The sequence below is a fragment of the Halosimplex marinum genome, from assembly GCF_051414075.1.
GTDB lineage: Archaea > Halobacteriota > Halobacteria > Halobacteriales > Haloarculaceae > Halosimplex > Halosimplex marinum.
This window is the reverse complement of sequence record NZ_JBLKNY010000004.1, coordinates 925,064-950,837: the sequence shown is the minus strand read 5'-3', so window position 1 is coordinate 950,837 and position 25,774 is coordinate 925,064. Positions and strand designations below refer to the sequence as shown.

The following is a 25,774-nucleotide window of genomic DNA, read 5'->3' as shown; positions in this document are numbered from 1 at the left end:
CTGTAGACGACCAATTACAATGAGCCGGGGACCCGTCCGTGACGGTATGTCGACGGACACGACGCGGCGGAGTCAGGGCGAGCGCGAGGCGCCGGCGTGGGAGCTGCGGGCGGTCGTCGAGCGCTACGAGGACGCCCCCGACGAGTGTACCATCTACCCCGCCGGGGTCGACGAGCACACGCGGATGGCGACGTGGGTCTCGGCGACCGAGCCCGCGTTCGTCGAACTCGACGCGGTCCGCTGACCGCGCGACCCCCGGTTCCAGACGGCCACGCGGCCGACGCACTTCTCGACACGAGGACATCGCGAACGGTACGTTCCGGACCCGAACTCGTCGCAGCCGCGGTGCTCGTCGGAGGCTTCCGACAGACGGCGGAGCCGCCGCTGACCGGCGGGAAAACGAGAGAAGAACGGCCGACGGAGTCAGTCCTCGCGGCGGTCGAGCGTCTGGGCGGCCGAGACGCCGACGAGGCCGACGAGCACGACCGTCGCGACGACGGTCGGCGTCAGGCCGACGGCGGCGGCGCCGAGTCCGCTCGCGACGAGCCCGAGCACGCCGGCGCCCGCGAGCGACCCGTAGTAGAGCGGCCACGGGCGGTCGACGTCGTCGGACTCCTCCAGGTACTCGTAGAGCTGGGCCGCGTTTGGACCCAGCGAGATCCGGCCGCGGTTCTGGTTGAACTCCACGATGTCCATGTCGTCCATCTTCGGCAGGTGACACTGGTAGAGTCCGACGTAGACGCACTTGCGCTCGTTGGACGTCACCTGCGCGACGGTCGTGTCGTTCTCGACGGCCGCGACGTGCTCCGCGAGCTCCCCCAGCGAGACAGTTCCCCCGTGTTCCCGCAGGTAGTGGAGCACCGTGCGCCGCCGTTCGTTTTTCAGGATCTCGAAGACGTGGTCGAGCGGCAGGTCGGCGACCTCCGCCGAGTCGGCCTCCTCCTCCGGGACGGATTCGGTCTCGGCGACCGCCTCCGGCTCGGGCTCGTCGGCCTCCTCGGGGACGATGTCCTCGCTCGCGCGCTGCGAGGTCGACGACATCAGGCCGTCACCCCCCGATAGCCGCGTCTTCGACCCGCGGGCGCGTCCGCGGCGGTGTGCGACGACGGGCGCTCACTCATGAGTCGCCCGCCGGTGCGCATCCGTGACAGTTAGCGTTCGATTCGCGGTCGATTCGTGGGATGTGTCGGCATTCATGTGTCCGTACCCCCGGCGCTGGAGACCCCTCCACAGAGTGCGTTGCGCCGTGTGACCGTGATGGCGCACGGCCACTTAATCTTTCTTGATTGAACAATCCCCAACGGGCGCATAACGGTGGGGCTACCCGACCCCGTCTCGGCGGCTCGCGAGTAATGTACCCGTTACGATCGGGGGGCCGTCGGTATGGACACCGTTCGAAGCAGAATAGGGTCCTTTCCGGCGATCAGAGCCGTTGAAACCGCCGAATCGTGACCGGACCGTCGGACGCGGTTCCCGGGCGCTCACTGCCCGCTCGCGGACCCGGCACGTCCGCCCCGCCGACGCAGGACCGGCTTACTCCGGCTGGTGATCCCGCACAACGATCCTGTCTACATTCGAATATTTCTCGCGTGGACCGACGGCGTGACGACCCAGCGGCCGCGACGGGCCGGCGAGAGCCGCCGATCCCGAAGTTTCTTTGCGGGGGAGTCGGTTTCGTCGTGGTGTACTCGAATGGTGTCCGAAACGACTGCGGGATCGGATCGGGTGGAGTGACGATGTCAGAACGAACGACGGAGGGCGACGAGCCGGCGGGTACCGCCGGCGGGTCGCGGGTGGTCCACTCGCGGGCGGCCGACCGCGACGACGGGACCCGGCTGAGCATCGCCGTCGTCGAGGCCGTCGCCGAGGCGAAGGGTGTCGAGCCGGTCGAGATGAGCGAGACGCTCTACGGGACCGTCGACCCGGATGCGCTCGACCGACTGTTCACCGAGCGCGGGGACGAGGAGTTCGCCGGTCGCGTCGTGTTCGAGCTCGGCGCCCACGAGGTCACGGTACAGTCCAACGGCGACGTCCTCGTCAGACAGGTCGAACCGCGCTAGTTCTCGCCCGACCCGTCGCCGAGCCGAGCGACCGGATGCGGGACGGCCTCGGCGTCCAGTTGCCGTCGCCCGTCCAGGACGACCACGTCGTCGAACGCCGCCCAGGGCACCGACTCGAACTCCTCGTGGGCCGTCGCGATCACCGCTAGGTCCGGCTCGCGGGCCCCGATCTCGTCGAGGGCGACCCGCTCGACGCCCGCCGGCGGCGAATCCGTGCAGACCGGGTCGACCGCGTACACCGTCTCCGCGCGGTCGGCCAGCAGGGCCGCCACGTCGATCCCCGGCGAGGCGCGCGTCTCGTCGACGCCGGGCCGGTAGGTGAGGCCGAACACCGCCGCGGTGGCGTCGGCCAGGTCCCGGCCGTCGGCCGCCAGCGCCTCGGCCGCCCGGTCGACGGTGTACGCCGGCATCGACTCGTTGACGCCGCGGGCCGTCTCCAGCAGCGACGTCGCCCCGTCGGCCTCCGAGATGACGAAGTACGGGTAGTAGGGGATGCAGTGGCCGCCGACGCCCGGGCCGGGGTCGTGGATGTCGCAGAACGGCTGGGTGTTGGCCACCTCGATGGCCTCGGGCACGTCGACCCCGAACTCGCCCGCCAGCGTCGCCAGCTCGTTCGCCAGCGCGATGTTCACGTCGCGGTACAGCCCCTCGAACACCTTCACGCACTCCGCCGTCGTGGGGTCGCTGACCGCGTAGATCTCCGCGTCGGTGACCTCCCCGTAGACCAGCTCGGCGACCCGCTGGCTCTCGTCGTCGGCGCCGCCGACGACCTTCGGGTGGGCGCCGCGGATGTCCTCCAGGGCTCGCCCGCTCATCGTCCGCTCGGGGCAGAAGGCGAGGCCGAACTCGCCGAGTTCGAGCCCGCTCTCGGCTTCGAGCCACGGGGTCACGCGGTCCCGACAGGTCCGCGGCGGGACCGTCGACTCGACGACCACGGTGTCGCCGGGGTCGAGCCCCCCGCCGACCGACCGCACGGCCGCCTCCAGCGCCGACAGGTCCGGCCGGTCGTCGGAGACGAGCGTCGGGACGATGACGACGTGGACGCTCGCGTCGGCGGCGGCCCCGGCCGCGTCGGTCGTCGCCGACAGCGACCCGTCGGCGGCCAGCCGCTCGACGAGGTCCGGGAGGCCGGGCTCGCCCCCGACGTGACACTCGCCGGCGTCGACCGCGCGGGCGACCTCGGGGTCGATGTCGACGCCGGTCACGTTCCCGGAGACGTCGGCGTAGACGGCGGCCAGCGGCAACCCCATCTTCCCGAGGCCGTAGACGGCCACGGGGACCGAACCGCCGGTGAACGCCCGTCGCTGGGCGCGCTCGCTCGCGTCGGCGCCGTAGAGCCCGGCGGGTTCCGAGCGCTGACCGCTCATGGGCTGGGCACCTCCGCGGGGGTCACGTCGGTGTCGCGCTCGGCGGCGGCCTCGATCCGGCGGGCGAGCTCGACCGCCCGGATGCCGTCCTCGCCGGCCGTCTCCGGTTCGGACCGCTCGCGGACCGCGTCGGCGAACGCGGACAGCTCGTTTTTCAGCGGCTCGCCCGTCTCGACGGTCGGCCGCTCGATGACGCTCTCGTGGCGGTAGCGCACGTCGCCGTCGGTGGCGACGTACTCGGGCAGCGAGTGACGGTGGATCTCGACGGACTGGTCGATGTAGTCGACCTCGACGTGGCAGTCCTCGGCGGTCACCGCCAGGTCGCGGACGCGCTCCTGGGTGACGCGGCTGGCGGTCAGCGACGCGACGCGGCCGTCGGCGAACTGGAGGACAGCTACGACGTGGCCCCCGTCGGCCGCGCCGACGGCCGACACGTCGGTGACGGGCTCGTCGGTCAGCGAGCAGATCACGTCGATGTCGTGGATCATCAGGTCGAAGACGACGCTGTCGACGCTGTCGCGGTCGACCGGCGGGCCCTGGCGCCGGGCGGCGAAGGCGATGGGGTCGGCCTCGACCATCACGTCCCCGAGCGCGCGGACCGCGGGGTTGTACCGCTCGATGTGGCCGACCCCGACGAGACAGTCCGCCTCGCGGGCGTCCGCGAGGAGGTCCCGGCCCACCTCCGGGTCGGCGACGAACGGCTTCTCGACGAGGATGTCCGTCCCGGCGTCGATGGCCGCGCGGGCGACCGCCTCGTGGAACCGCGTGGGGACGGCCACCGAGACGGCGTCCGCCCGAGCGAGCAGCGCGTCGCGGTCGCGGACCGTCGTGTCGAACTCCGCGGCGACCTCGGCGGCGGTGTCGGCGTCGGCGTCGGCGACCCCCACCAGGTCGACCCCGGGGAGTTCGCTGTAGACGCGGGCGTGGTGGCGCCCCATGTTCCCGACGCCGACGACGCCGGCCCGCACCCGCTCGCTCATGCCCGTCCCCCGTTCCCGGCGTCGCCGCGGCCGCAACCCGCGCTCGGCGCTCCCCGCGCTCGTACGACCCGCTCGGAGGGGCAGTTCGAGGCGTCCGGAGCGCGGTTGTGCAACGCGGGGCTGGCCGCCGATGTCGACCGTCCGTGGTTCATGAATCACCCGGGGGTAGCGCCGAGCGTCGGCTTTGTTATGCGTTTCTTTTGACCGGTAGCCGGTCGATACGCGCACGGCGGGGCGATCCGTCCGCCCCGATGTCGCGTGTTCGTTCGCCTGAGCCGGACTCGCACCCGATCCGTCGGACCGCCGAGATCCGGGGCCGGGTAACCGGTTCGTAACAAAGTGCGACCCACTGATCTGCACCTTTGTGTCGAGATACGACAGAGGGGTGGCTGCCAGTAGTGACAGCACACCGACGGACCGACGCGAGGGCTGATGCGGATGTCGACAGACGAGGGAACCCTCACGCAGGACGTCGTCTTCGACATCCTCAGCAGCGCCAGGCGGCGCTACGTGCTGTACCTGCTCCGCACCGAGGACGCCCCGGTCGAGCTGACCGAGCTCGCCGAGGACGTGGCGGCCTGGGAGAACGACACGACCGTCGAGGAGCTGACGAAACAGCAGCGCAAGCGCGTGTACGTCTCGCTCTACCAGACGCACGTCCCCAAACTCGAGGACGCCGGCCTGGTCCGCTACGACCAGGACACCGGCGAGGTCGAGCTGACCCCGGCGGCCAGCGACGTCGACCAGTACCTCAACCCGGGCGACCGGGAGGTCCCCTGGCAGTACCTGTACCTCCCGCTCGCCATCCTGGGGCTCACCCTCGTCGCGCTGTCGAACCTGAACGTCTGGATCTTCGCGGACATGACCGAGGTCACGCTCGGCGTCATCATCTTCTCCGGATTCCTCCTCACCGTCGGCGCGCACATCGTCGTCTGGACCATGAACCGCCGGCAGGTCCCCGACGACCTCCGCCGACACTCCTGACCCGTCCCCGGCGGACACGCCGCCTCAGCGACGAGCCACCGGCTCGTCGGCGCGGTCGACAGGACGGCTTCGGAGGCTGTGGTCGTCGGGACCGACCGAAACTCCCGCCGTCGGGGCCGCTCGGCGGTCGCGGACGCGCCGCTGGGTGGCGAGAGCGACCGTCAGAAACGGCGGCCACGGGCGAGTGACGGGCGTGCGTCGCAGCCGCGGTCGGCGACTACTCCTCCTCGATCTCCTCGGGCAACAGCTGCTCGGGCTCGCGCTCGTAGGCCGGTGTGTCCACGAACTGGGCGATCCGCTCCAGGTCGCTGTCTGAGAGGTGTTCCGTCATCGGCTGTGATCCCGTCCTACCGACCGATAGTAATCCGTCCCCTAAAGCCGCTTCGCGGCGCGTGACCGCCGGAGGGCGTCCCGGCAGGGTATCCGCACGTGCCCGATAACCACCGGGCCCGGAGGCGACCGGTCCGCGGTATCGACTCGCACGGACCCCGCTCGCGAGCCGCAACGGCCCGGCAGGCGACGGGACTCGCGCGCGCCCGAGCCCGGCGATCACCGGGTCGGTGGTCGGGGGCGCCGCCGAGGCACAGCCAGCACCCGGCTGCCGGGACCGCCCGGAATTAGGTCTATTCTGCCCCCGGTCGAACCCGTAACGCCGGCCTACTCCGGAGCAGGCCATTACAAACCTATGTCTGTAAAGTCGCGCGCCGCCGCCCGGCCGGTCGAACGCGGCGACGGGGCGGAAGAATCGGCGCAGAAGGAGCGAGCGTCGGGGTATGGGCGTCGTACTCGCGAGTTGGGTCGGCTTACTCGTCGGATACGCGAGCAGTGGGTCAGCGGGGCGGGCGGTGGGCCGGCGGGGCGGGCGGCTCCCGGGCGGTGCCGTCGGCGGCTCGCTGTCAGATCATGTTCTCGGCCTCGATCTTGTCCCACACGTCGCGGCCCTGCTCGGTGAGGCCGTAGACGCGGCCCTTCTTGCGGTCGTCGGAGACGAGCAGGTCGACGAGCGACCGCTCGCGGAGCCGCTGGAGCGCCCGCGAGACGTGCGCGATGCCCACGTCCTCGTCGGAGGCTATCTGCGACGGCGTCGAGGGGCCGTCTGCGAGTCGTTTGAGAACCGCGACGCGGTACCGCGAACTGATGACGAAGCTGACGTCGTCCCAATCTGTGCTCATTGTTGCGATGTAGTGTCGGACGGATGCGTCCTGCTGGCGGTCGGTGACCGGGAACTCACGCGGAGACTGCCGTCGGGACCCGGTTGCGTCCCACTTTCCGCTGTACTCACACCGAGTCGGCTACCACGTATAGAGGTTTCGACGCTCCAGATAGTTCGCTCTCCGTACCGCGATTACGGCGGTCCGAACGGTCGGCCTGACCCCGCCCGCGGGACCGTAACCTCGGCATAACAATCCGGCCGGCTCGCGCGGACCCGCGTATGCACTCGCCGCCCCGCTCGGAGCGCTCGCGCCCGCCGACCCGCGGAGGGGTCGTCGACCGTCCCGCGTCGGACGACCGCACCCGGCCGACCGGCGGGCGGTAGGATGTGGCCCTGGGAACACCTCGCCGTCGGCTACCTCGCGTACGCGGTGGTCGGCCGGGTCGCCTGGCGCGAGCCGCCGACGGGGGCGGTCGTCGCCGCCGTCGCCCTCGGGACGCAGTTCCCCGACCTCGTGGACAAGCCGCTGGGCTGGTGGCTCGGCGTGCTCCCCGGCGGGACGACGCTCGCCCACTCGCTTTTGACCGCGGTCCCGCTCTCTCTGGTCGTCCTGGCCGCCGGGGTCGCACTCGGCCGCGAGCGACCCGCCCTCGCGTTCGCCGTCGGCTACCTGAGCCACCTGCCCGGCGACGTTATCTACCCGATGGTCCTCGGCGGGGACGCCAAACTGTGGTTCCTCCTGTGGCCGCTCCGGGCGGCACCGGGCGACGGCCCCGCGCGCACTCTCCCGTACGTGCTGGCGCTCGTCGAGCAGTTCGTCGCCTTCCTCGCGACGCCGCTCGGGCTGGCGTACCTGGTCGCGGAACTCCTCCTGCTGGCGCTCGCGGGCTGGGTCTGGACGGTGGACGGGCGACCGGGCCTCCCCCGGGCGCTCGCGCGGCCGGACCGCGCGGAGCGACTGTAGTTTTCGGCTCGCGGGCTAACCACCACGTGGTAGGGGCCGAGAATATATAACAGCGGGGTGAGAAGTGGGGCGTATGGGGTCAGAGCAGCCACCGGAGAGCCGGTCGAGTGACGACGACGACGCACGGCGACCCGCCGGTTCGGGGGAAGACCGGCGGGACACCGAGCCGTCCGACCGGGACGTGCCGGACGCATCGCACACGGAACGGGGGGACAGCGACGCCCGCGAGCGGCCGGTGTCGGTCGACGACCTGTTCGAGTTGCTCGCCCGGCCGGGCAACCGGTACGCGCTGGCGTACCTCCACCGGGCCGACGGGCCCGTGCCCTACGAGGACCTCGTCGAGAACGTCGTCGACGGGGCGGACACGCCCGACGGCCTCTCGGCGGCGGAGTTCCGCGACCGGGTCGCGACGCGGCTCGTCCACTCGAACCTCCCGAAGCTCGACGACGCCGGACTCGTCGAGTACGACCGCGACGACCGGACGGTCCGCCCCACCGAGTCGACGGCCGTCGCCGTCCCGTACCTCGAACTCGCGATGGACCAGTTCTCCGCGGAGTGACGGAGGCCGACGGACCGGTCGGTCGCGGCCGGCCAGCCGTCGGCGACGGCCCGACCGTCCGCGACTGCCCAGTCATAGGTCGCGCGGACGATCGGCGACGGCCGACGAGCGGCGGGAGCCACAGGCGCTCCATAACAAAGGTCGAACGGTCCCGACCGTCGACCGTCACATGAGCGAACACGACCTCCCGACCGTCCGGACCGGCGAGGGCTGCGACATCGCCGAGACGGCGGTCGTCGGCGAGCCCGGGGGCTCGGGCGACGCACCGACCCGTATCGGCGACGACGCGACAGTCCGCGGTGGCACCATCGTCTACACGGACGTGGAGATCGGCGACGGCTTCTCGACGGGCCACCACGCGCTGGTCCGCGGCGGGACCACGGTCGGCGACGACGTCCTCGTGGGGAGCCACGCGGTCCTCGACGGCGACGTAGCACTCGGGTCGCGGGTCAGCTGTCAGACCGGCGTCTACCTCCCGCCCGAGACGGTCGTCGGCGACGACGTGTTTCTCGGCCCGCACGCGGTCGTCACGAACGACCCGTACCCGGTCCGCGAGACGAGCGAGCTCGTCGGCGCGACGCTCGAACCGAACGTCTCCGTCGGCGCGAACGCGACGATCCTCCCCGGCGTGACCGTCGGCGAGGGCTCGTTCGTCGCCGCCGGCTCGGTCGTCACCGAGGACGTGCCGCCCGGGACGCTGGCGATGGGCAACCCCGCGCGCCACGAACCCCTGCCCGACGAACTGGACGGGGGGAACGAGCTGTGAGCCTCGAGGACCACCGACAGATCCCGATCGCCGAACCTGCGCTCGGCGAGGAGGAGCGCGAGCGCGTCCGGGAAGTCCTCGACAGCGGGATGATCGCCGACGGCGAGGAGGTCCGCGCGTTCGAGCGGGAGTTCGCCACCGCCTGCCGCGTCGACCACGGCGTCGCCACCTCGAACGGGACGACGGCGCTCCACACCGCCCTGCGAGCCTGCGGGATCGGAGAGGGCGACACCGTCGTCACGACGCCGTTCTCGTTCGTCGCAACCGCCAACGCCGTCCGGTTCTGCGGCGCCGAGCCCGTCTTCGCCGACATCGACCCCGACACCTACAACCTCGACCCGACGGCGGTCCGCGAGGCCATCGAGATCCGCGGCGGCGACGTGGACGCCGTCCTCCCGGTCCACCTCTACGGCCTGCCCGCTCCGATGGACGAACTGACCGCGCTGGCCGAGGAGTACGACGCCGTCGTCGTCGAGGACGCGGCCCAGGCCCACGGCGCCCGCTATCGCGACGAGCCGGTCGGGTCGCTGGGCGACGCCGCCGCCTTCTCCTTCTACCCGACGAAGAACATGACCACCGGCGAGGGCGGGATGGTCGTCACCGACGACGGGGCGGTCGCCGACCGCGCCGCGCGGTTCGTCAACCACGGCCGGAACGACCAGTACGACCACGTCGAACTCGGTCACAACTTCCGGATGACGAACATCGCCGCGGCCATCGGCCGCGTCCAGCTCAAGCGCCTGTCGCGGTTCGTCCGCGCCCGCCGGGACAACGCCGCCGCGCTCGACGCCGCCCTCGCCGACACGCCGCTCGACCCGCCGACGGTCCCGGAGGAGGTCGACCACGCCTTCCACCAGTACACCGTCCGCGCGCCCGACCGCGAGCGGCTGGTCGCCCACCTCGACGACAACGGGGTCGACACCGGCGTCTACTACCCGACGCCGATCCACGAGCAGCCGGCCTACGAGGGCGTCGACGAGCGGTTCCCCGTCGCCGAGCGCGCCGCCGGGGAGGTCGTCTCGTTGCCGGTCCACCCAGGGCTCTCCGAGGCCGACCGCGAGGCGGTGGCCGACGCGCTCGCGCTGTATCAGACGCAGTGAGAAGTAGCGCCGCCGTCTGCCGCTTCTGACCTCGGACCGTCCTTCAGACCTCGATCCCCGGCCGACGGCGAGCCCCGGCGCCGTCGTCCAGGTGCCGGCGCGCCCAGAGCTCGACGCCCGTCAGCGCCGCGACCGGCGCGAACGAGGACAGGTCGCCGGCCGCGAGCCGCTCGGCCAGCGTCGAGACGGCGTCCCCGTCGACCGGCGGGCGGTCGCCGACGCCGTCGAGCAGGTCGTCGACGAACCGGCGGAAGCGGTCGTCGGTCGCGTACCGCCGGAGGTAGGGGTCGCCGGCCGCGCGGCCGGTCGCCGGGCTCGAACCGTCGGATTCGTCGCCGGGGGTCGCCGCACCGTCGGACGGTCCCTCGCCCGCAGTGCCCGCCGGAATCCCGGCCAGTTCGGGGTCGAGGCGCTCGGCGACCGCCCGCCGGATCGGCGGCGTCCCCGACCCGACGGGGGCCGAGATGGGGCGGGTCCCGACGCGGTAGGCGGCGGGCATCCGCGCGGCGGTGTCCAGCAGCGGCCCGCTCGCGAGCGAGCGGGTCCCCACCTGGCGCCGCTGGACGGCGCGGCTCCGAAGCTCCGTGGCGGCCCGGAGCCGCCCGGCTGCGTCCACCGCCGTCCGCTCGGGCGGCCCGGCGACGCTCGCCGTGACGAGTTCGTCCACCGCGTCCAGGGGGTCGACCGCGGCGGCGAGCAGGTCCCGCACCGCGGCGGCGGGGAGGACCCGCTCGTTCCGGTAGAGCGCGCCCGCGACCGAGTCGTCCGCGCCGAGGGCGCCCGCCCAGGTCGCGGCGTCGAGGGCGGCGTCCCCGTGGACAAGCACGTCCGCGTCCCCGTGGAGGCCGTCGGTCACGTATTCGAGGGCGTCGACGGCCGACCACGCGACCATCCCGTCGGTCGCCGCCACCGCGTCGGCGACGGCGTCGACGAGGTGGTGGTCGGGGTCGGCGTGTGCCTGCGTGTTGGCCGTCCCGAGGCGCGCCGCGACCCTGGCCGCCGCCTCCCTGTCCCCGCCGCGACGACCCCCGGCGGTCAGCGTCCGGGTCGACGGTGACTGGTCGGCCAGCACCGCCGCCGCGATCCGGCTGTCGGCGTCGCCGGGGAACCACAGCGAGCGGTCGCCGGCCGTCGTCGCCACGTCCGCGAGCGCGCGCCGGTAGTCGCCGAGCCAGCGATCCGGGTAGCCCGAGGGGGCCAGGCCGGCCGCCGTCGGCTCCCAGTAGCGCTCGGTCGACACCCCGTCGTCGACGGTCAGCCGCGTCGCCGGCGGGAGGCTCGCGACCCCCTCGACGAGCGTCCGCTCGCCGACGACCCCGCCGAACAGCAGGAGGTCGCTCACCGCCCGGGGGTCGAGTGCCGGGTCGTCCCTCCCGTCGACCAGCGGCCCCAGCTCCGAGGCGAACGCGACCCCGTCCGCCCCGGCGTGCCCGGAGCCGTCTTCGGCGGTCACGGCGTCGTCGCCGACCGCGTAGTAGAGCGGGCGGCTCCCGGCCTTGTCGGTCGCGAGGTGGACCGCGCCCGTGCGGGTGTCGACACAGGCGAGGGCGAACGGGCCGTCGAGTCGCGCGAGCACGTCCCGCGACTCGTCGGCGACGCCCCGGAATATCTCGCCCCACGACAGCGCCAGCCGGTCGCGGTTCGAGACGACGCCGTAGACGGCGCCCACCAGCCCGTCGCCCTCCCAGACGACGTTCGCGTCCGGGTCGCGCGTCCCGTGTTCGAGCACGCCGACCGCGGCCGGCCCCTCGACCGCCCCGTCGAGTTCGTACCAGTCCTCGCCGACCATCGCCTCCGCCAGATCGTCCAGCCGTTCGCCGCCCGCCGATCGTCCGATGAGTCCCGTCATGGCCCCGACGTGACCGTATCCGGCTATTGTTATGCGGCGCCTGCGCGTCGCCGTCCCGGGGTATCGATTCCGATATCGACACGTCCCCGACGGCGGAGCACGTCGCCGTCGACGCGGAGTCGCGACGACGACGCCCCACAAGTATAAGATATAGAATTAGAACATATAAATAACAGATATACGTTACTTTCGGCCGGTATCGGAACCAGATCGCATTTCCCGGATTAAACCGAGTCAGATAGGTCGAATAGCTAAAATCCGCTCCATCCAGTTTCGTGGTGATAGGACAGCGACTCGAACCAGATACCGGAAAATACGCGGTTAGAGTGGTCAAAATACACCATATCAAATAGAGGGACGATCACACCGACACAGTTATTTAAGAAATTCTTCATACATTGGTAAACGGTATGTGTGTTCGGAACGGGAAACTGCCGCGGGGAGCCACGCGGTTCGAGTGCCGGCCGGAGGACCGCGAGCGAACGAGCGGTAACCGCGGTATAACAAACACGACGAGGGGACTGGACCGTGGTATGAACGGGTGGCGAGACGCGTGGGATCGGTAGTCCTGTCCGTGGACGCGGAGCTGGCCTGGGGGTTCGTCGACCACGACACCCCGCCGGCGGACAGAGTCGAGAGCGGCCGGCGGGGCTGGCGGACGCTGGCCCGGCTCTGCGAGGAGTACGACGCGCCGGCGACCTGGGCGGTGGTCGGGCACCTCCTGGAGGACGACTGCGACGGGCGCCACGCCGATCACCCGATCGGCCCCGGGTGGTTCGCCCGCGAGCGGGGGGAGTGGGCGGACCGGCCCGACCTGACCCGCGGGCCGGAGCTGGTCGAGCGGCTCCGGGATTCGCCCGTCGATCACGATATCGGCTGTCACACGTACGCCCACGTCGAGTTCGGGGCGCCGGGGACGACCCGCGCGATGGCGGCCGCCGAGCTGGAGCGGGCCCGCGCGCTCATGGACGAGTGGGGCATCGACGGGCGGTCGTTCGTCTTCCCCCGGAACAACGTCGGCCACGTGGACCTGCTGTCCGACTACGGGTTCGAGGTCTACCGCGGGCGCCGGCCGGTCGAGCGGCGCTCGCTCCCCGAGAAGCTCGCGACCGTGGCCGTCGGGGACGGGCGGCCGCCGCTCGTGGAGCCCGCCGTCGACGACGGCGGCCTCGTGAACCTCCCGGCGTCGCTGTTCCTCTACAGCTTCGAGGGGCCCGCGCTGCGGGCGACGAAACCCGTCCTCGGCGACCCGGTCGTCGAACTCGTCGAGCGCGGGCTCGCGGCCGCGGCCGACGGGGACGGGGTGCTCCACCTCTGGCTGCACCCCAACAACCTGGTCGACGACGCGGCCGTCGAGCGGATCGAGGCGGTCCTGCGCGCAATCGACGAACACCGCGAGGCCGTCCCGGTCGAGACGATGGCCGACGTGGCGGCGCGGCGGCGCCCGAAGCGGGTCCGGTGAGCGCGGCGGCCGGGTCGGCCGGTCGCGGCCCCGTTTCGACGACTGATTCTCGCGGCTACGCAGTTTGCAGTCGGTTCAGGCGACACATAACTATCCGTACGGTGTGCCGACTCGGGGTAATGCCACCGAGCGACCGAACGGGTGAGCCCCGTACGGCGACGGCGGGGCGCTGTCGACCTGGGACCGACGCGACCGACGACCGGACGCCGCCGGGGGTGAACGCCCGTGGCGACTGACCCGGCCAGCGACCTCGACGGGAAGTCGGTCCTCGTGACCGGCGGGGCGGGCTTCGTCGGGAGCCACCTCGCGGCCGCGCTGACCGACCGCTGCGAGGTCACCGTACTCGACGACTGCTCGACGGGCGACCCCGATGCCGTCCCCGACGGTGCGGCGTTCCGTCGGGGCGACGTGCGCGACCCGACGGACCTCGGGGAGGCGATGCGGGGCGTCGACGTGGTCTTCCACCAGGCGGCGCTGTCGGACGTGGGGGCGTCGGTCCGGTCCCCGGTCGAGGGCCACCGTCGAACCGCGTCGGGGACGGTGAAGGTACTCGACGCGGCCCGCCGCGAGGACGCCCGCGTCGTCGCCGCCTCCAGCGCCGCGGTCTACGGCCAGCCCGATACGCTCCCGATCCGCGAGTCCGACCGGAAGACTCCGGTCAGCCCCTACGGGATCGACAAGCTCGCCGCCGACCAGCACACCCGCGGGTTCGCCGACCGCTACGGGATGGAGACGGTCGCGCTCCGGTACTTCAACGTCTACGGGCCCGGCCGGGCGGGCGACCGGGCCGGCGGCAAGGTCGACGGCGTCGTCGGCGCGTTCCTCGACCGGGCGCGCTCGGACCGGGTGCTCCCGGTCGAGGGCGACGGCACGCAGACGCGCGATTTCGTCCACGTCTCGGACGTGGTCCGGGCGAACCTCCTAGCGGCGACGACCGACGCGACCGGCCGGGCCTATAACGTCGGCACCGGCACCGGGGTCCCCGTCCGTGAGGTCGCCGAGCGGGTCGTCCAACTGGTCGACTCGGACAGCGAGATCGTCCACGTCGAGCCCCGCGAGGGCGACATCGACCACAGCCGGGCGGCGCTCGGCCGCGCGCGCAGTCGACTGGGCTACGAGCCGACCTGCGACTTCGAGGCGGGGCTGGCGACGCTGGTCGACCGGGCGACCGTCCCGAGCTGATCCGTCGATCCCGGCCGCCAGGGACCGCGTATGTGAGCCATAACAAAACCCGCCCTACGCTTAGCATCGACCGGCGACCACCACGCACATGTATCAGGACACGACAATCGGCGTCGTCGTGCCGGCGTACAACGAGGCCGGCTTCGTCGGCGACGTCATCGATTCGATCCCGGCGTTCGTCGACCGCATCTACCCCGTCGACGACGCCTCCACGGACGGGACCTGGGAGGAGATCCGCGAACACGCGCAGCGACAGAACGCGCCGACGCCCGAGCTGGTCGGGGACGGCGGGACCAAGCGGCGGGTCGTCCCGATCCGCCACAGCGAGAACAGGGGCGTCGGCGGCGCCATCAAGACCGGCTACCAGCGGGCCGTCGCCGACGGAGTCGAAGTCGTCACCGTCATGGGCGGCGACGGGCAAATGGACCCCGACCTCATCGAGCGGATCATCGACCCGGTCGTCGACGGCCGGGCCGACTACGCCAAGGGCAACCGCCTCCTGCTGGGCGACCACCACGACTCGATGCCCGCGTTCCGCTACGTCGGCAACGTCACGCTCACCTACCTGACGCGCATCGCCAGCGGCTACTGGGAGATCGGCGACCCCCAGAACGGCTACACCGCCATCTCCGCCGAGGCCATCGAGGCCGCGGACCTCGACGAGATGTACGAGTTCTACGGCTACTGCAACGACCTGCTCGTCCGGCTCAACGTCGCCGACATGCGCGTCGTCGACGTGCCGACGCCGGCCGTCTACGGCGACGAGGAGAGCCACATCGACTACTCGACGTATATCCCGCGCGTGTCGGGGATGTTGCTTCGGAACTTCCTGTGGCGGCTGCGCGCCAAGTACGTCGCGGACCGCCCCCACCCCGTCGCCCTCTGTTACCTGCTCGGCGCCGGCGGCGTCGCGACCGGGCTCGCCGGCGGCCTGCTCGCCCTGCTGCGCGCGACGGCCCTCCCCACTCTCGCCGCCCTCGGGTTCGGCCTCCTCTTTCTCGTCCTGGCAATGGTTCTTGACAAGCGGTCGAACGACCACCTCACGAGCGTCGTCTCGCCGACACCGACCTGACCGCTCCCCGACGCGACGCCCGAGTAAGCGGTTCCTATGGTCCGACGATAGTGAGTCCGAGTCCGCCTGAACCCGCCGGTTCGTCGGTTCTCATCGCCTGCTGTCCGGCTCGTGGTATCGCTCCGCGCGGCGAAGCCGTGGTACGTATCTCGCAACCGTCACGCAACCGTCCCTCGGACAAGTCAGTTCAAACGGACAGTAGCGTTATAGGAGTAGGTGGGCACTACCGGAAGTGTGACCCCGAGTCGTGGCGGGCGACGGCCGCCACCGGGACGAGCCACGGAGCAAGTATGACCGAAGACAACGAGAACGCCGACGTGTGGACGGACGGACAGACGAAGTCGCGGGGCGAGGGATCCCTTCCGACGGACTGGTGCGACCAGCCGGTCGACCCCGACCTCGAAGAGAACCTCGGCTACGAGTTGATAGCGTGGGAGAAGATCAACGTCGTCGACGACCCGGACCAGGTCATCTTCCTGCCGGACTCCGAGGAGCAGCTGCGCGACGACGCCTTCATCGTCTCCTCCGAGAGCGCGGTGTGTGACCTGACGGACAAGCGATGAGCCGCCGGCGAGGAGTCGCTCGCGGCTTCGGTCAGCGCGACGAGTAACGGCGGGTCACTCCACCGTGACGCTCTTGGCCAGGTTGCGCGGCTTGTCGACCGGTCGGTCCAGCAGCGTCGCGGTGTGATAGGAGAACAGCTGTAGCTGGACGTTCGCCAGGACGCCGACCAGCTCGGGATGGGTCTCCGGTACCCACAGCACGTCGTCGGCGGCCTCGGCGACCTTCTCCTCCGAGCGCGGGGCCACCGCCACGACCGGCGCGCCCCGCGCGCTCACTTCCTCGATACTGCCGACCAGTTTCTCCGGGTGTTCGCCCGTGCAGACCGCGAACACCGGGGTCGAGGGCGTCACGAGCGCGAGCGGCCCGTGTTTGAGTTCGCCGGCCGGGAACCCCTCGGCGTGCTCGTATGATATCTCCTTGAGCTTCAGCGCCCCCTCCAGCGCGACCGGATGGCCCGTCCCGCGGCCGATGAAGAAGTAGGCGTCGCTGTCGTCGTAACGGTCGGCCAGCGCGCTCGCCGAGGAGTCCGCCAGGATGGTCTCGACCCCGTCGGGCACGTCTTCGAGCGCCGCGGGCAGGCCCGAGGGCGCCGAGCCCGACCCGCCTACCTCCGCCGCGATCCGCTCTGCGAGCAGGCCGAGCGTCGCCACCTGGGAGGAGAACGTCTTCGTCGCGGCGACGCCGATCTCCGGGCCCGCACGGATCAGGACGGTGTCGTCGCACTCGCGGGCCGCCGTCGACCCGACGACGTTCGTCACCGCGAGCGTCCGCAGGCCCTCGGAGGCCCCCTCGCGGAGCGCCGCGAGCGTGTCGGCGGTCTCGCCGCTCTGGGTGACGCCGACGAGGACCGTCCCCTCCTCGGTCGGCGGCGCGGTCACCGCGTACTCGCTGGCGAGGTACGAGCGCGCGGGGACGCCCCGCTCTCGGAGCAGCTGGGCGCCGTACAGCGCCGCGTGGTAGGAGGTCCCGCAGGCGACGAAGTGGACCCGGTCCACGCCGGCGAACGCGCCCGCCGACAGCGATTCGAAGGCGACCTCGTCGCCGTCGGCGCGGCCCCGCACTGCCTGGGCGATCGCCGTCGGCTGTTCGTCGATCTCCTTGCGCATGTAGTGGTCGAACGCCCCCTTCTCCACGTCTTCGGAGGTCCAGTCGACCGTCTCGACGGGGCGGTCGACGGCCCGGCCGTCGGTGTCAGTGACCTCGTAGCCGTCGGGCGCGACCCGGACCACGTCGCCGTCTTCGAGGTACACCACGTCGTCGGTGAACTCCAGGAACGCGGGCACGTCGCTGGCGAGGTAGTAGGCGTCGTCGCTGACGCCGAAGACCAGCGGCGAGCCCTGGCGGGCGGCGTAGACGGCGTCCTCGTCCTCGTGGACCATGGCGATCGCGTAGCTCCCCGAGAGGTCGTCGACCGCCCGTCGGAAGGCGGTCTCGACCGTCGCCCCCTCGTCGACGTAGGCCTCGACGAGGTGCGGGACGACCTCCGTGTCCGTGTCGCTGGAGAAGGTGTGGCCCATCTCGGTGAGGCGGTCGCGCAGTTCGCCGTGGTTCTCGATGATCCCGTTGTGGACGACCGCCAGGTCGCCGTAGCAGTCGGTGTGGGGGTGGGCGTTGTCGTTCGTGGGCGGGCCGTGCGTGCTCCAGCGGGTGTGTCCGAGCCCGACGCGGCCGGCGATCGAGCTGCGCGAGAGCAGGTCGGCCAGTTCGTCGACCTTCCCCTCGCGCTTGACGACCTCGACGCCGGCGCCGTTCGCGACGGCGACCCCCGCCGAGTCGTACCCCCGGTACTCGAGGTTCTGGAGGCCGGTCAGAAGCGTCGAGACCGCGTCGTCGGCGCCGACCGCGGCGGTGATCCCGCACATCAGGACCACCCCGCGGCGGCCGGCGCTGCTCCGTCGGTTCCGGTCCGGTCGGTTCGGGCGACAGGCGACTCTGCCATGCCTCCGCGTAGCCGAGAACGTGACATTGTTATGTATCGACTTGCGCACGCCTTCGCGGGGTAGGCGGTCGATACGCTCGCCGGCCGGCGACGCGGCGGATCCGGGGACGGCCCGGCGACAGTTCTCCACGGATCCGCGACGGGTCGGCGTCAGGACTCGGCGACCAGCGGGCGCTCCTCGGAGAAGCGGTCGAGCGCGTCGAGGAAGTCGGCGACCGCGTACTCCCGACCCCCGATCCGGCAGGGGAACACGCCCGCGAGGGCCCCGTCGCAGTAGAGCGCGGTACACACCCGCGGGGGGACGAGCGCGCGGGCGGTCTCGCCGGCGATCGCGGAGTCCAGTTCCCTGGTCTCGAAGAAGGGGCTGGCGGTGGCGTCGTACTCGTCTCCCCAGCCGTCGAACTCGGTGATCCGGTCGAGGAGGTCGCCCCCTGCGTCGGTCCCCGAGCAGGTGTCGCACAGGCAGAGCCGGTTCCCAGTGACCGTCACGGATACGGCGTCGAGCGCCGATTCCCCGGTCAGCTTGTCCAGTCGCGCGATCAGCGCTTCCTGTCGGGACTTGACGCCCAGCGGCGGGAGCATCGACCGGACGAACACCTCTACCCGGCGCTCGTCCGCCGTCGCGAAGCGTTCGGCCGTCTCGTCCATCCACACCCGGAACCCGGGACGAGCGGTCGCCGCCGGGTCCGCTGTCTCCGTCGAACGCGTGCCGTCTCGTGTCACAGTCGACTCGGACAAGCCGCGGGGCCCTCTTGAACGGCCCCGACTGTTTACCCTTCGAACGGCGAGTAGGGACCTCTAACGGCGCGGCAACGGCTTCTGGACGTGTGAGTAACTGGGTCGGAACCCCCGGCCGTTCGCCCGTTTCGACCGTTCGATCGCTTTCGGGTCGACACCGGCCGTCCCGCCCGGGGGCCGCCGACTGCGACGGGACCGGACGCGTCCGCGTCGAGGGCCCCGGGAGCGGGAGTGAACGGCCGGTACCGGCCGGCTACTCGCCGGTAGCGCCCCCCTTCCGGAGCCCACACAGCTTTCCGTCCGGGCCTCCCACCGGCGGGCATGGCACTGACCAGCCGTCTGAAGGAGAGCTTCGTGGCCGGGCTCATCCTCGTCGCGCCGCTGGCGATCACCCTCTACATCCTCCAGATCCTGGTCTCCTTTTCCCTGCAGTTCGTCAACCCCCTGGTCGACAGGTTCGGGCTCATCGAGACGGCCGCGAACGTCGAACTCGCCGCGCAGGTGCTGGCGGTCGTCCTGATCGTCTCGGTGGTGACCGCCCTCGGCCTGCTCGCCCAGTGGTCGATCGGCCGGCACCTGTTCGGCAACCTCGGGCGGACGATCAACATCGTCCCCCTGGTCAGCACCATCTACGGCGGCGTCCGGCAGGTGGCGACCTCGCTGGTCGACACCGGCTCGCAGTTCGAGCGGACGGTGCTGGTCGAGTACCCCCGCGAGGACGTCTACTCGATCGGCTTCGTCACCGGGGAGGGGACCGAGGCCTTCGACGAGGCCACCGGCGACAGGGCGCACTCGGTCTTCCTCCCCAACAGCCCGAACCCGACGGCCGGCCGGCTCGTGATGGTGTCCGAATCCGAGATCCACGAGACGGACATGAGCGTCCGCCAGGGGATGCGGATGATCGTCACCACCGGCATCGGTGGCGAGGCCGAGGGGGTCGACGCCTACGACGACTACGCCGTCCCGGAGCCCGAGCGGGCGGACTGACTCCGAACGGCCCGACTGATCGCGAGGGGCCGACTCACTCAGTTATCCAGCAACGTCGCTACTCGGGCAACACGTCGCCCAGCGACGCGCCGACGGCCATCACGACCGCGGTCACGAGACACTGTGCGGCGGCCACGTCGGGCTGGCTCCAGTCGACCCGGCGCCACAGCGTCATGAGCCCGACGGCCATCCCCCCGGAGATGCCGAGGATGCCGACCAGCCGCCGCGGGACGACCCCCGCGATCAGGTCCGCCTCGACCTCCTCGAACCGGGCGGCGTGGAGGATCCCCAGCACGACGAGGAAGCCGAAGGCGGCGGTCAGCGCGACGGCGGCCGTCGAGTCCGCGATGGCCACGCCGATCTCCTGGGTGCCGCCCTCGACGACCATCGGGATGCCGAACAGGAAGGCGCCGACGACCGCCTCGCCGGCGTCCCGCAGGTCGAAGGCGTCGCGGATGCGGCCGACGACGCGGGGCCTGTTCGCCCGCCGCGCCGTGCGCATCGCCTCGCGGACCCGCTCGCGCTCCTCCGGCCGGTCGACCAGCTCCTCCAGCTCCTCCAGGTCGTCGAGCACGTCGTCGATGTCCGGGTCCGGGTCGTCGTCCGCGCCGCCCTCCCGATCGGTCATGGCTCGGCTATCGGCGGACCGCCTCAAAAGCGTGTGGCAGCCGCTGTCGGGTCGGGTAGGCGGCGGAAAACGGCGCCCGCGGTCAGGCGGCGGCCTCGTAGGCGTCGCGGAAGTCGTCGGACTTCTCGATGACGCGCTCGGCGCCGGTCTCCAGCGCGTCCAGCGCGTCGGTCCCCTCGTCGGTCTTGATAGTCAGCACGGGGTCGGTCTGTCCCCCGGACTGCTCGGGGTTGACGTCGTAGGTCGCCGCCGTGATCCCCTCGGTCTCCAGCAGCGCGCCCTTCAGCACGTTCATGAACGTGTGACTCTCGCCGGCGATCTCGATAGAGATCATCGTCGGCTCTTTCTCGATGACCCGCAGTTCCATACGCGTATCCAGCCCCCTCGCGCGCATGAAACTTACGTTCCGGCCGCCCGAGCGCCCCGTCTCCCGCTCCCTCGGCGCCGACCGCGCCGCTCCCGCCCGAACCGTTCGGCGCCGGAGCGCTCACACGACCGCGTACACCATCAACAGCCCGAAGTACAGCAACACCAGCACCGCCAGCGCCTTCAGGCGGAACCGCTGTAACTGGCCGGACTCGGCGTCGTGGGCCTCCTCGTAGGCCGTCCGTTCGTCGTCGGTGATCACCGAACTGTGGGCCCGCTCGCGGTGGAGTGCGAGCAGTCCCTCCGACTCGAAGGGGCGCCCGCAGTATGCGCACTCGACCGGCGACGCGCCGGGCGGCACGTCGTAGGCGATGTCGTCGGCGCCCGGGTCGCCGGAGTCGCCGCTCGCGCCCGGGTCGTCGCGGTCGTCGGTCCGGCCAGCGTCGGTGGCAGGTTGCTCGGTCATGTGAGGTAGGGGAGCGGCACGTCCGGTCGGGTGACGATCCAGAGGCTGGCCATCGTGTAGAAGACCATGACGGCGATGAAGGGGTACTGGCTGCGGATCGCCTGCAGGCGGCCCGGGAACAACTCGAAGGCGGTGACGTGGGCCGCGAGGATGGCGAGGAGGTGCCCGCCGAGCACGCCGGCGATGGCGACGCCGCCGAACCAGCCGGGGACGACGATCAGCGGGGGGTTCACCGTCGCCATCGGTGCGGTCACCGCCGCCACGAGGGCCGGGATCAGCGAGAGGAAATAGCCCAGGAAGTGCGCGACGTGGTAGCCGGCGGCGATGGCCAGGAGCGGCGGGGCGAACCGCCGGGCGAGCGTCTCGCTCGCGACGTAGGTCGGAGCGGTCCGGCGGGCCAGCCGGGCGGCGAGCAGGTAGACGCCGAGGAAGAGGGCGAAGCCGGCGACCATCGCGCCGGGGTACAGCAGTGCGATGGGGTAACCCAGGTTCACCAGCGAGCGGGCGAGGCCCCGCCAGGCCGGCGTCGCGACGAAGCCGTCGAAGGTGGTCACCCAGAGGATCGCGACGACGAACGCCGCCTCGTCGACGCCGTCCAGACGGTCGCTCGTCAGCGCCGCGCCGGGGAACCGCAGGGAGAGCGACCCGTCGGCGTCCCGGCCGACCGGCGCGACGGCGCCGTAGTAGCGGAACACCCGGGCGACGGGGTCGGCCTCGCGGAACCACGCCTCGGTCCCGTAGACGACCGCGCCCGCGAGCGTCACGACCGAGTAGGCGACGACCGTGACCGCGAGGACCCGCGGCTCGTCGGCCAGCGGGCTCACCACCTCGACCCAGACGAGCGCGAGCAGGCCGGCGACGCTCGGCCAGGCGCCCAGCGTCCAGCGGTACTCCCGGCCCACGTCGGGCAACGCCCCGGCGATCGCCCGCCAGGGGTTGACGGCCGGCCAGGAGTTGCCGACCAGATAGGTGCTCATCGCGAAGCCGGCCCACCAGCCCGCCCAGACGACCACGACGGCGGGGTTCGAGAGCGGGTCCGTCGGGCCGACGAACCCCGTGACGACGATGCCCGCGAGCGCCGCCACGCCGAGCGCGCCGGCGGCCCACCGGAGGGCGGTCGGCGCCGGGAGCGAAAACCGTCTGCGGGTGTCGACCAGCCAGTCCAGCGCCGAGCGGTCGGTCGCGAACGACGCGAGGAGAAAGGAGGCGCCGACGACGGCGCCGCCGGTCGCCAGCATCAGCCACGTCGGCACGCTCAGCGACTCGCGGGCCGACTCGCCCAGCGACCCGCCGTGGGCCAGGGCCGGCCGCGCGGCGAGCGTGACCGCGAGCGCTGCGGCCAGCGCGAGCCCGGATCCGCGGACGACATCGGTCGTCGGTGTCCGTCGGTCCATCTGCCGGGGGTTGGTCCCCCCGCCCGGTCAAAGTATCGAAGGCCGCCCGACCGACGGCGCGCGACCCGCCGAAAGTCGACGAACACGTTCGGGATCCCACACGAATATTCGCTCGACATCGGCGGGACGCGGACGGTTTGGGAGGCTTTTTGGTGCTGCTGGCGCAAGCCCGTAGTATGAGTCTCGCGGACGATACGTCAGAGGACCACGGGGACCACGGCGGGCACCACCTGCCGGCGGTCGAGGACTGGCCGCGCGGGTTCGGCGAGGCCAGCTGGTGGCCGTTCGTCACCGCCGTCGGCGCGGCGGGCATCTACGTCGCCGCCGCCCTGTTCGTGCTCGGTCGCGGTCAGGAACCGCTCGTCGACCCGATCTACGGCCCGGCGGCCACCGTCGCCAGCGTCGGCCTGTTCCTCGCCGGCCTCTACGGCTGGCTGTACCACGCGTTCGTCGTCAACTTCTGGGAGGGCGGTACGGACGAACACGGTAGCGGCACCCTCCGGCTGGCGATGATACTGTTCCTCGGGTCGGAGATAGCCACCTTCGGCGCCGGGTTCGTCTACTACTTCTTCATCCGCGCGGGCACCTGGCCCCCCGGCGAGCTCCCGCACCTGCTGAGCAGCCTCGTCCTGGTCAACACGGCGATCCTGATCGTCAGCAGCTTCACGCTGCACTTCGCGCACACCGCGCTCCGGAAGGGCAACCGGGGCCGCTTCCTCCAGTTGCTCGGCCTGACGCTACTGCTCGGGGTCGTCTTCATCGGCGGCCAGGTCTACGAGTACTACGTGTTCATCGTCCAGGAAGGGTTCACCCTCACCGGCGGCGCCTTCGCGTCGGGCTTCTACGGGCTGACCGGCCTCCACGGCCTCCACGTCAGCCTCGGCGCGGTCCTGCTGGGCATCGTCTTCGTCCGCGCCCTCAAGGGCCAGTACTCCGCCGAGAAGCACACCTCCGTCAGCACCGCCTCGATGTACTGGCACTTCGTCGACGTCGTCTGGGTGTTCCTCGTCGTCGTCCTCTACGTCGGCGCGACCATCTGAGCGGGAGTTTCAAGACGATTTCTCCCCATTCTGGGGGTATGGAACCGCTCGACGTCGAGGACAGCTTCGACGTACACGAGTACCGCCACGGCCTGAAACTGGTGAGTCAGGACCGGGCGACGATGCACCTCGAAAACCGCGAGGGGTTCGCCTGCCCGGCCTGCGGCGACGCCTTCGAGGAGCTGTTCGTCTCCGAGAAGCGCGAGAACACCTTCGGGGACCCCGGCGGCCCGTTCTGCGTCGTCCGCACCGACGACCAGGTGCTACTGCTCACGCACTGACGCCGGTGTGTCTGTTCCCGGCTACGCTGGCTCCGGTTCCCAGACGCCAGCGACCAGCAGCGCCAGCAGGCAGAAGTACGTCGCCAGCCCCCAGCAGGCCGCCGCGACGAGCCACGCGCCGGCGGCCCACACCGCGAGGCCGGCGCCGGCGACGAGCGCGAGGGCGCTCCCGACCTGTACCCCGGGCCGCGTCCACAGGTCCGCGGCGGGCGTGTCCGCCACGAACAGCGCCTCGACCGCCAGCGCCGCGGTAGCTCCGACCACGGCGACGGCCGGCCGAGCGAGCAGCGACAGCGACTCCGCGACTGCGAGGACGGCGAGCAGTAGGGCGGCGCTCGCCGCCGCCAGTAGCGCGTCGCGTGTCGTCGACTGCACAGTCAGATCGAGGGGTCGGCGACGAAAGGGGTTACGGGCGGCGTTCAGGTCGTGAACCCGGACTCGGCGTCGTGTTCTTCGAGCACCCACTCCAGTTCCTCGATGGCCCGGAGGATCGCGACCTCCGCCTCGTCCTCCAGCTCCGAGGTCGGCGGGTCCGTTCTGTCGTACGCCTCTTCGAGTTCGGCGATCCGTTCCCGGATGTCGTCCTCTGACCGCATATCCCGATCCACCGACCCTACCCGCTTGATGCTACCGGTCGCGAGAACGGAGACGCCGCTTGGGAATCAACGATCGGGAGAGAGCCGGTGGAGGGATTTGGAACCCTCGACGCTCCGTCGGGCGATTACGCACCGCATCGCCCGCCGTCGCTATCCACGCGGCGGAACCGCCCGCCGTGCGTGGAGGGTTATAATCGCTCTCCACTGAATGCCTGCAATAGCCACTGGCTGCTACACACCGGCGCACTCCTCGGGGTAGCCGTTCCAGAACGATGCCACTGAAGCAAACGCCACCCGAGGACGCGAAGAACCGCTACCTGAAAGACAAGAAGCACAGCGTCACGCGAAAGACCATCTACAACTACGACACGACGCTCACACAGTTCTGCGACTGGTTAGACGACAGGAACATCAGCGACCTCCGCGACCTCGACTCAGACCACCTCCAGCAGTTCAGGGAGTACCGCCTCAGCGATGTCGCCACTATCACCGCCCGGAACGACATGGTGACGGTGCGCGGCTTCATCGAGTTCTGCGAAACGATACAGGCCGTTCCCAAGGGCCTCTCGGAGCTGGTCCGCATCCCGAAGACCGACGAGTCGGACGAAATCTGTGACGACCTGCTGACCCGCGAGGAATCGAAACAAATCCTCGAACACCTCGGGAAGTTCGAGTACGCCAGCGACCGCCACGTCATCTTCCTCATCCTCTGGAAAACGGGGATGCGACTGAGCGGCCTCCGTGCGCTCGACGTTGGCGACTTCGATGAAGCTCGTCCCGCGCTGGAGATACGCCACCGACCGGAGACTGAAACACCGCTGAAAAAGAAAGGCAAGGGCGAGCGCGACGTACTCATCGGGAAGGACGACGGGAGAGTGATTGCCGATTACATCGAGAACGCCCGCCCCACAGTGACAGACGAGTACGGGCGTAAGCCGCTGATTGCGACCGACCACGGACGCCGAGCGCGGACGACGATTCAGCGGATGGTCTACACGGCGACCCGTCCGTGCCACTACGAGAACGCCTGCCCATTCGACGAAGACCCCGAGACGTGCGAGGCGGCGACGTGGAACGGTGCGTCTCAGTGTCCGGGGTCAGTGAGTCCGCACGCGCTTCGTCGTGGATACGTCACCGCCGCTCGGAACGCCGGTCAGCCGAAGGACGTGACGGGGGAACGGGTGAATATGACTGGCCGGGTACTGGACAAACACTACGATAAGGGGTCACACGACGAAAAAGCAGAGAGAAGGCGAGAGCATATCCGAGATATTTGA

At 70.9% G+C, this 25,774-nt stretch carries 28 protein-coding genes; 15 read left to right on the top strand and 13 right to left on the bottom strand.

Annotation, left to right across the window (positions count from 1 at the left end):
* The first annotated feature begins 46 nt into the window (after window positions 1–46).
* Entirely contained in the window at window positions 47–244 is a 198-nt protein-coding gene (locus ACMGFI_RS12940; protein WP_436910141.1) for a DUF7511 domain-containing protein, read from the top strand.
* A 179-nt stretch (window positions 245–423) separates the two neighbouring features.
* Here the strand turns inward: ACMGFI_RS12940 and ACMGFI_RS12935 are convergent, their stop codons facing one another.
* On the bottom strand, window positions 424–1,041 hold the full coding sequence (locus ACMGFI_RS12935) for a DUF7344 domain-containing protein (protein WP_436910139.1): 618 nt from the start codon (window positions 1,039–1,041) through the stop codon (window positions 424–426).
* Window positions 1,042–1,736: 695 nt separating this feature from the next.
* On the opposite strand from ACMGFI_RS12935, the gene ACMGFI_RS12930 reads away from it, so the two are divergent.
* A complete protein-coding gene (locus ACMGFI_RS12930) occupies window positions 1,737–2,060 on the top strand; it encodes a HalOD1 output domain-containing protein (RefSeq protein ID WP_436910138.1) in 324 nt (107 codons plus the stop codon).
* Here ACMGFI_RS12930 and ACMGFI_RS12925 read toward each other — a convergent pair.
* Window positions 2,057–3,427, bottom strand: a complete 1,371-nt coding sequence (locus ACMGFI_RS12925) for a nucleotide sugar dehydrogenase (protein ID WP_436910137.1) — start codon at window positions 3,425–3,427, stop codon at window positions 2,057–2,059. The two genes, ACMGFI_RS12930 and ACMGFI_RS12925, sit on opposite strands and share 4 nt — an antisense overlap.
* Entirely contained in the window at window positions 3,424–4,407 is a 984-nt protein-coding gene (locus ACMGFI_RS12920) for a Gfo/Idh/MocA family protein (RefSeq protein WP_436910136.1), read from the bottom strand. Before ACMGFI_RS12920 ends, ACMGFI_RS12925 begins: the two co-directional genes overlap by 4 nt.
* 438 nt (window positions 4,408–4,845) lie before the next feature.
* Between ACMGFI_RS12920 and ACMGFI_RS12915 the strand changes: the two genes are divergently transcribed.
* A complete protein-coding gene (locus ACMGFI_RS12915; RefSeq protein WP_436910134.1) occupies window positions 4,846–5,391 on the top strand; it encodes a DUF7344 domain-containing protein in 546 nt (181 codons plus the stop codon).
* Window positions 5,392–6,287: 896 nt separating this feature from the next.
* Here the strand turns inward: ACMGFI_RS12915 and ACMGFI_RS12910 are convergent.
* On the bottom strand, window positions 6,288–6,563 hold the full coding sequence (locus tag ACMGFI_RS12910) for a winged helix-turn-helix domain-containing protein (protein ID WP_436910132.1): 276 nt from the start codon (window positions 6,561–6,563) through the stop codon (window positions 6,288–6,290).
* 366 nt (window positions 6,564–6,929) lie between these two features.
* On the opposite strand from ACMGFI_RS12910, the gene ACMGFI_RS12905 reads away from it, so the two are divergent.
* The 4 genes from ACMGFI_RS12905 to ACMGFI_RS12890 all read left to right on the top strand — a co-directional run bounded on the left by ACMGFI_RS12905 (window position 6,930) and on the right by ACMGFI_RS12890 (window position 9,933).
* Complete coding sequence (locus ACMGFI_RS12905; RefSeq protein WP_436910131.1) at window positions 6,930–7,508, top strand: metal-dependent hydrolase; 579 nt, start codon at window positions 6,930–6,932, stop codon at window positions 7,506–7,508.
* 73 nt (window positions 7,509–7,581) lie between these two features.
* Window positions 7,582–8,067 (top strand): DUF7344 domain-containing protein, encoded by a 486-nt coding sequence (locus ACMGFI_RS12900; RefSeq protein ID WP_436910130.1) that lies wholly within the window; start codon window positions 7,582–7,584, stop codon window positions 8,065–8,067.
* Between the two features lie 169 nt (window positions 8,068–8,236).
* The gene (locus ACMGFI_RS12895; protein WP_436910128.1) at window positions 8,237–8,833 is read left to right on the top strand and encodes an acyltransferase; all 597 of its coding nucleotides are present in this window, start codon (window positions 8,237–8,239) and stop codon (window positions 8,831–8,833) included.
* Complete coding sequence (locus ACMGFI_RS12890) at window positions 8,830–9,933, top strand: DegT/DnrJ/EryC1/StrS family aminotransferase (protein ID WP_436910126.1); 1,104 nt, start codon at window positions 8,830–8,832, stop codon at window positions 9,931–9,933. The genes ACMGFI_RS12895 and ACMGFI_RS12890 overlap by 4 nt, the downstream gene beginning before the upstream one ends.
* A gap of 43 nt (window positions 9,934–9,976) precedes the next feature.
* On the opposite strand, the gene ACMGFI_RS12885 is transcribed toward ACMGFI_RS12890, so the two are convergent.
* Window positions 9,977–11,782: a hypothetical protein gene (locus ACMGFI_RS12885; RefSeq protein ID WP_436910125.1), complete on the bottom strand. Its 1,806-nt coding sequence runs from the start codon at window positions 11,780–11,782 to the stop codon at window positions 9,977–9,979.
* 553 nt (window positions 11,783–12,335) lie between these two features.
* Here ACMGFI_RS12885 and ACMGFI_RS12880 point away from each other — a divergent pair.
* The 4 genes from ACMGFI_RS12880 (at window position 12,336) to ACMGFI_RS12865 (ending at window position 16,061) form a co-directional block, all read left to right on the top strand.
* Window positions 12,336–13,244: a polysaccharide deacetylase family protein gene (locus ACMGFI_RS12880; RefSeq protein ID WP_436910123.1), complete on the top strand. Its 909-nt coding sequence runs from the start codon at window positions 12,336–12,338 to the stop codon at window positions 13,242–13,244.
* Between the two features lie 225 nt (window positions 13,245–13,469).
* Window positions 13,470–14,426, top strand: a complete 957-nt coding sequence (locus tag ACMGFI_RS12875; RefSeq protein WP_436910122.1) for an NAD-dependent epimerase/dehydratase family protein — start codon at window positions 13,470–13,472, stop codon at window positions 14,424–14,426.
* Between the two features lie 88 nt (window positions 14,427–14,514).
* A complete protein-coding gene (locus ACMGFI_RS12870; protein ID WP_436910121.1) occupies window positions 14,515–15,498 on the top strand; it encodes a glycosyltransferase family 2 protein in 984 nt (327 codons plus the stop codon).
* A gap of 290 nt (window positions 15,499–15,788) precedes the next feature.
* Window positions 15,789–16,061 carry a hypothetical protein gene (locus tag ACMGFI_RS12865; protein WP_436910120.1) on the top strand — a complete coding sequence of 91 codons (273 nt, stop codon included), beginning with the start codon at window positions 15,789–15,791 and terminating at the stop codon, window positions 16,059–16,061.
* 54 nt (window positions 16,062–16,115) lie between these two features.
* Here the strand turns inward: ACMGFI_RS12865 and glmS are convergent, their stop codons facing one another.
* Both glmS and ACMGFI_RS12855 read right to left on the bottom strand, forming a co-directional pair.
* Window positions 16,116–17,924, bottom strand: a complete 1,809-nt coding sequence (gene glmS, locus ACMGFI_RS12860; RefSeq protein ID WP_436910119.1) for a glutamine--fructose-6-phosphate transaminase (isomerizing) — start codon at window positions 17,922–17,924, stop codon at window positions 16,116–16,118.
* Between the two features lie 227 nt (window positions 17,925–18,151).
* Window positions 18,152–18,649 (bottom strand): HTH domain-containing protein, encoded by a 498-nt coding sequence (locus ACMGFI_RS12855; protein WP_436910118.1) that lies wholly within the window; start codon window positions 18,647–18,649, stop codon window positions 18,152–18,154.
* Between the two features lie 411 nt (window positions 18,650–19,060).
* Here ACMGFI_RS12855 and ACMGFI_RS12850 point away from each other — a divergent pair, with 411 nt between their 5' ends.
* The gene (locus ACMGFI_RS12850; RefSeq protein ID WP_436910117.1) at window positions 19,061–19,726 is read left to right on the top strand and encodes a DUF502 domain-containing protein; all 666 of its coding nucleotides are present in this window, start codon (window positions 19,061–19,063) and stop codon (window positions 19,724–19,726) included.
* 58 nt (window positions 19,727–19,784) lie between these two features.
* Here the strand turns inward: ACMGFI_RS12850 and ACMGFI_RS12845 are convergent, their stop codons facing one another.
* The 4 genes from ACMGFI_RS12845 to ACMGFI_RS12830 form a co-directional block, all read right to left on the bottom strand.
* Window positions 19,785–20,354 carry a hypothetical protein gene (locus ACMGFI_RS12845; protein ID WP_436910116.1) on the bottom strand — a complete coding sequence of 190 codons (570 nt, stop codon included), beginning with the start codon at window positions 20,352–20,354 and terminating at the stop codon, window positions 19,785–19,787.
* Between the two features lie 82 nt (window positions 20,355–20,436).
* Window positions 20,437–20,721 (bottom strand): DNA-directed RNA polymerase subunit L, encoded by a 285-nt coding sequence (locus tag ACMGFI_RS12840; RefSeq protein WP_436910115.1) that lies wholly within the window; start codon window positions 20,719–20,721, stop codon window positions 20,437–20,439.
* Between the two features lie 120 nt (window positions 20,722–20,841).
* Window positions 20,842–21,186 (bottom strand): DUF7410 domain-containing protein, encoded by a 345-nt coding sequence (locus ACMGFI_RS12835; RefSeq protein WP_436910114.1) that lies wholly within the window; start codon window positions 21,184–21,186, stop codon window positions 20,842–20,844.
* Window positions 21,183–22,580 carry a hypothetical protein gene (locus ACMGFI_RS12830; RefSeq protein WP_436910112.1) on the bottom strand — a complete coding sequence of 466 codons (1,398 nt, stop codon included), beginning with the start codon at window positions 22,578–22,580 and terminating at the stop codon, window positions 21,183–21,185. The genes ACMGFI_RS12835 and ACMGFI_RS12830 overlap by 4 nt, the downstream gene beginning before the upstream one ends.
* Window positions 22,581–22,756: 176 nt before the next feature.
* Between ACMGFI_RS12830 and ACMGFI_RS12825 the strand changes: the two genes are divergently transcribed.
* On the top strand, window positions 22,757–23,620 hold the full coding sequence (locus ACMGFI_RS12825; protein WP_436910110.1) for a cytochrome c oxidase subunit 3: 864 nt from the start codon (window positions 22,757–22,759) through the stop codon (window positions 23,618–23,620).
* Window positions 23,621–23,658: 38 nt separating this feature from the next.
* Window positions 23,659–23,901 carry a DUF7385 family protein gene (locus tag ACMGFI_RS12820; RefSeq protein WP_436910109.1) on the top strand — a complete coding sequence of 81 codons (243 nt, stop codon included), beginning with the start codon at window positions 23,659–23,661 and terminating at the stop codon, window positions 23,899–23,901.
* A gap of 21 nt (window positions 23,902–23,922) precedes the next feature.
* On the opposite strand, the gene ACMGFI_RS12815 is transcribed toward ACMGFI_RS12820, so the two are convergent.
* Window positions 23,923–24,276: a hypothetical protein gene (locus ACMGFI_RS12815; RefSeq protein WP_436910107.1), complete on the bottom strand. Its 354-nt coding sequence runs from the start codon at window positions 24,274–24,276 to the stop codon at window positions 23,923–23,925.
* A 44-nt stretch (window positions 24,277–24,320) separates the two neighbouring features.
* Complete coding sequence (locus tag ACMGFI_RS12810) at window positions 24,321–24,497, bottom strand: hypothetical protein (protein ID WP_436910105.1); 177 nt, start codon at window positions 24,495–24,497, stop codon at window positions 24,321–24,323.
* 272 nt (window positions 24,498–24,769) lie between these two features.
* Here ACMGFI_RS12810 and ACMGFI_RS12805 point away from each other — a divergent pair, with 272 nt between their 5' ends.
* On the top strand, window positions 24,770–25,774 hold the full coding sequence (locus tag ACMGFI_RS12805; protein ID WP_436910103.1) for a tyrosine-type recombinase/integrase: 1,005 nt from the start codon (window positions 24,770–24,772) through the stop codon (window positions 25,772–25,774).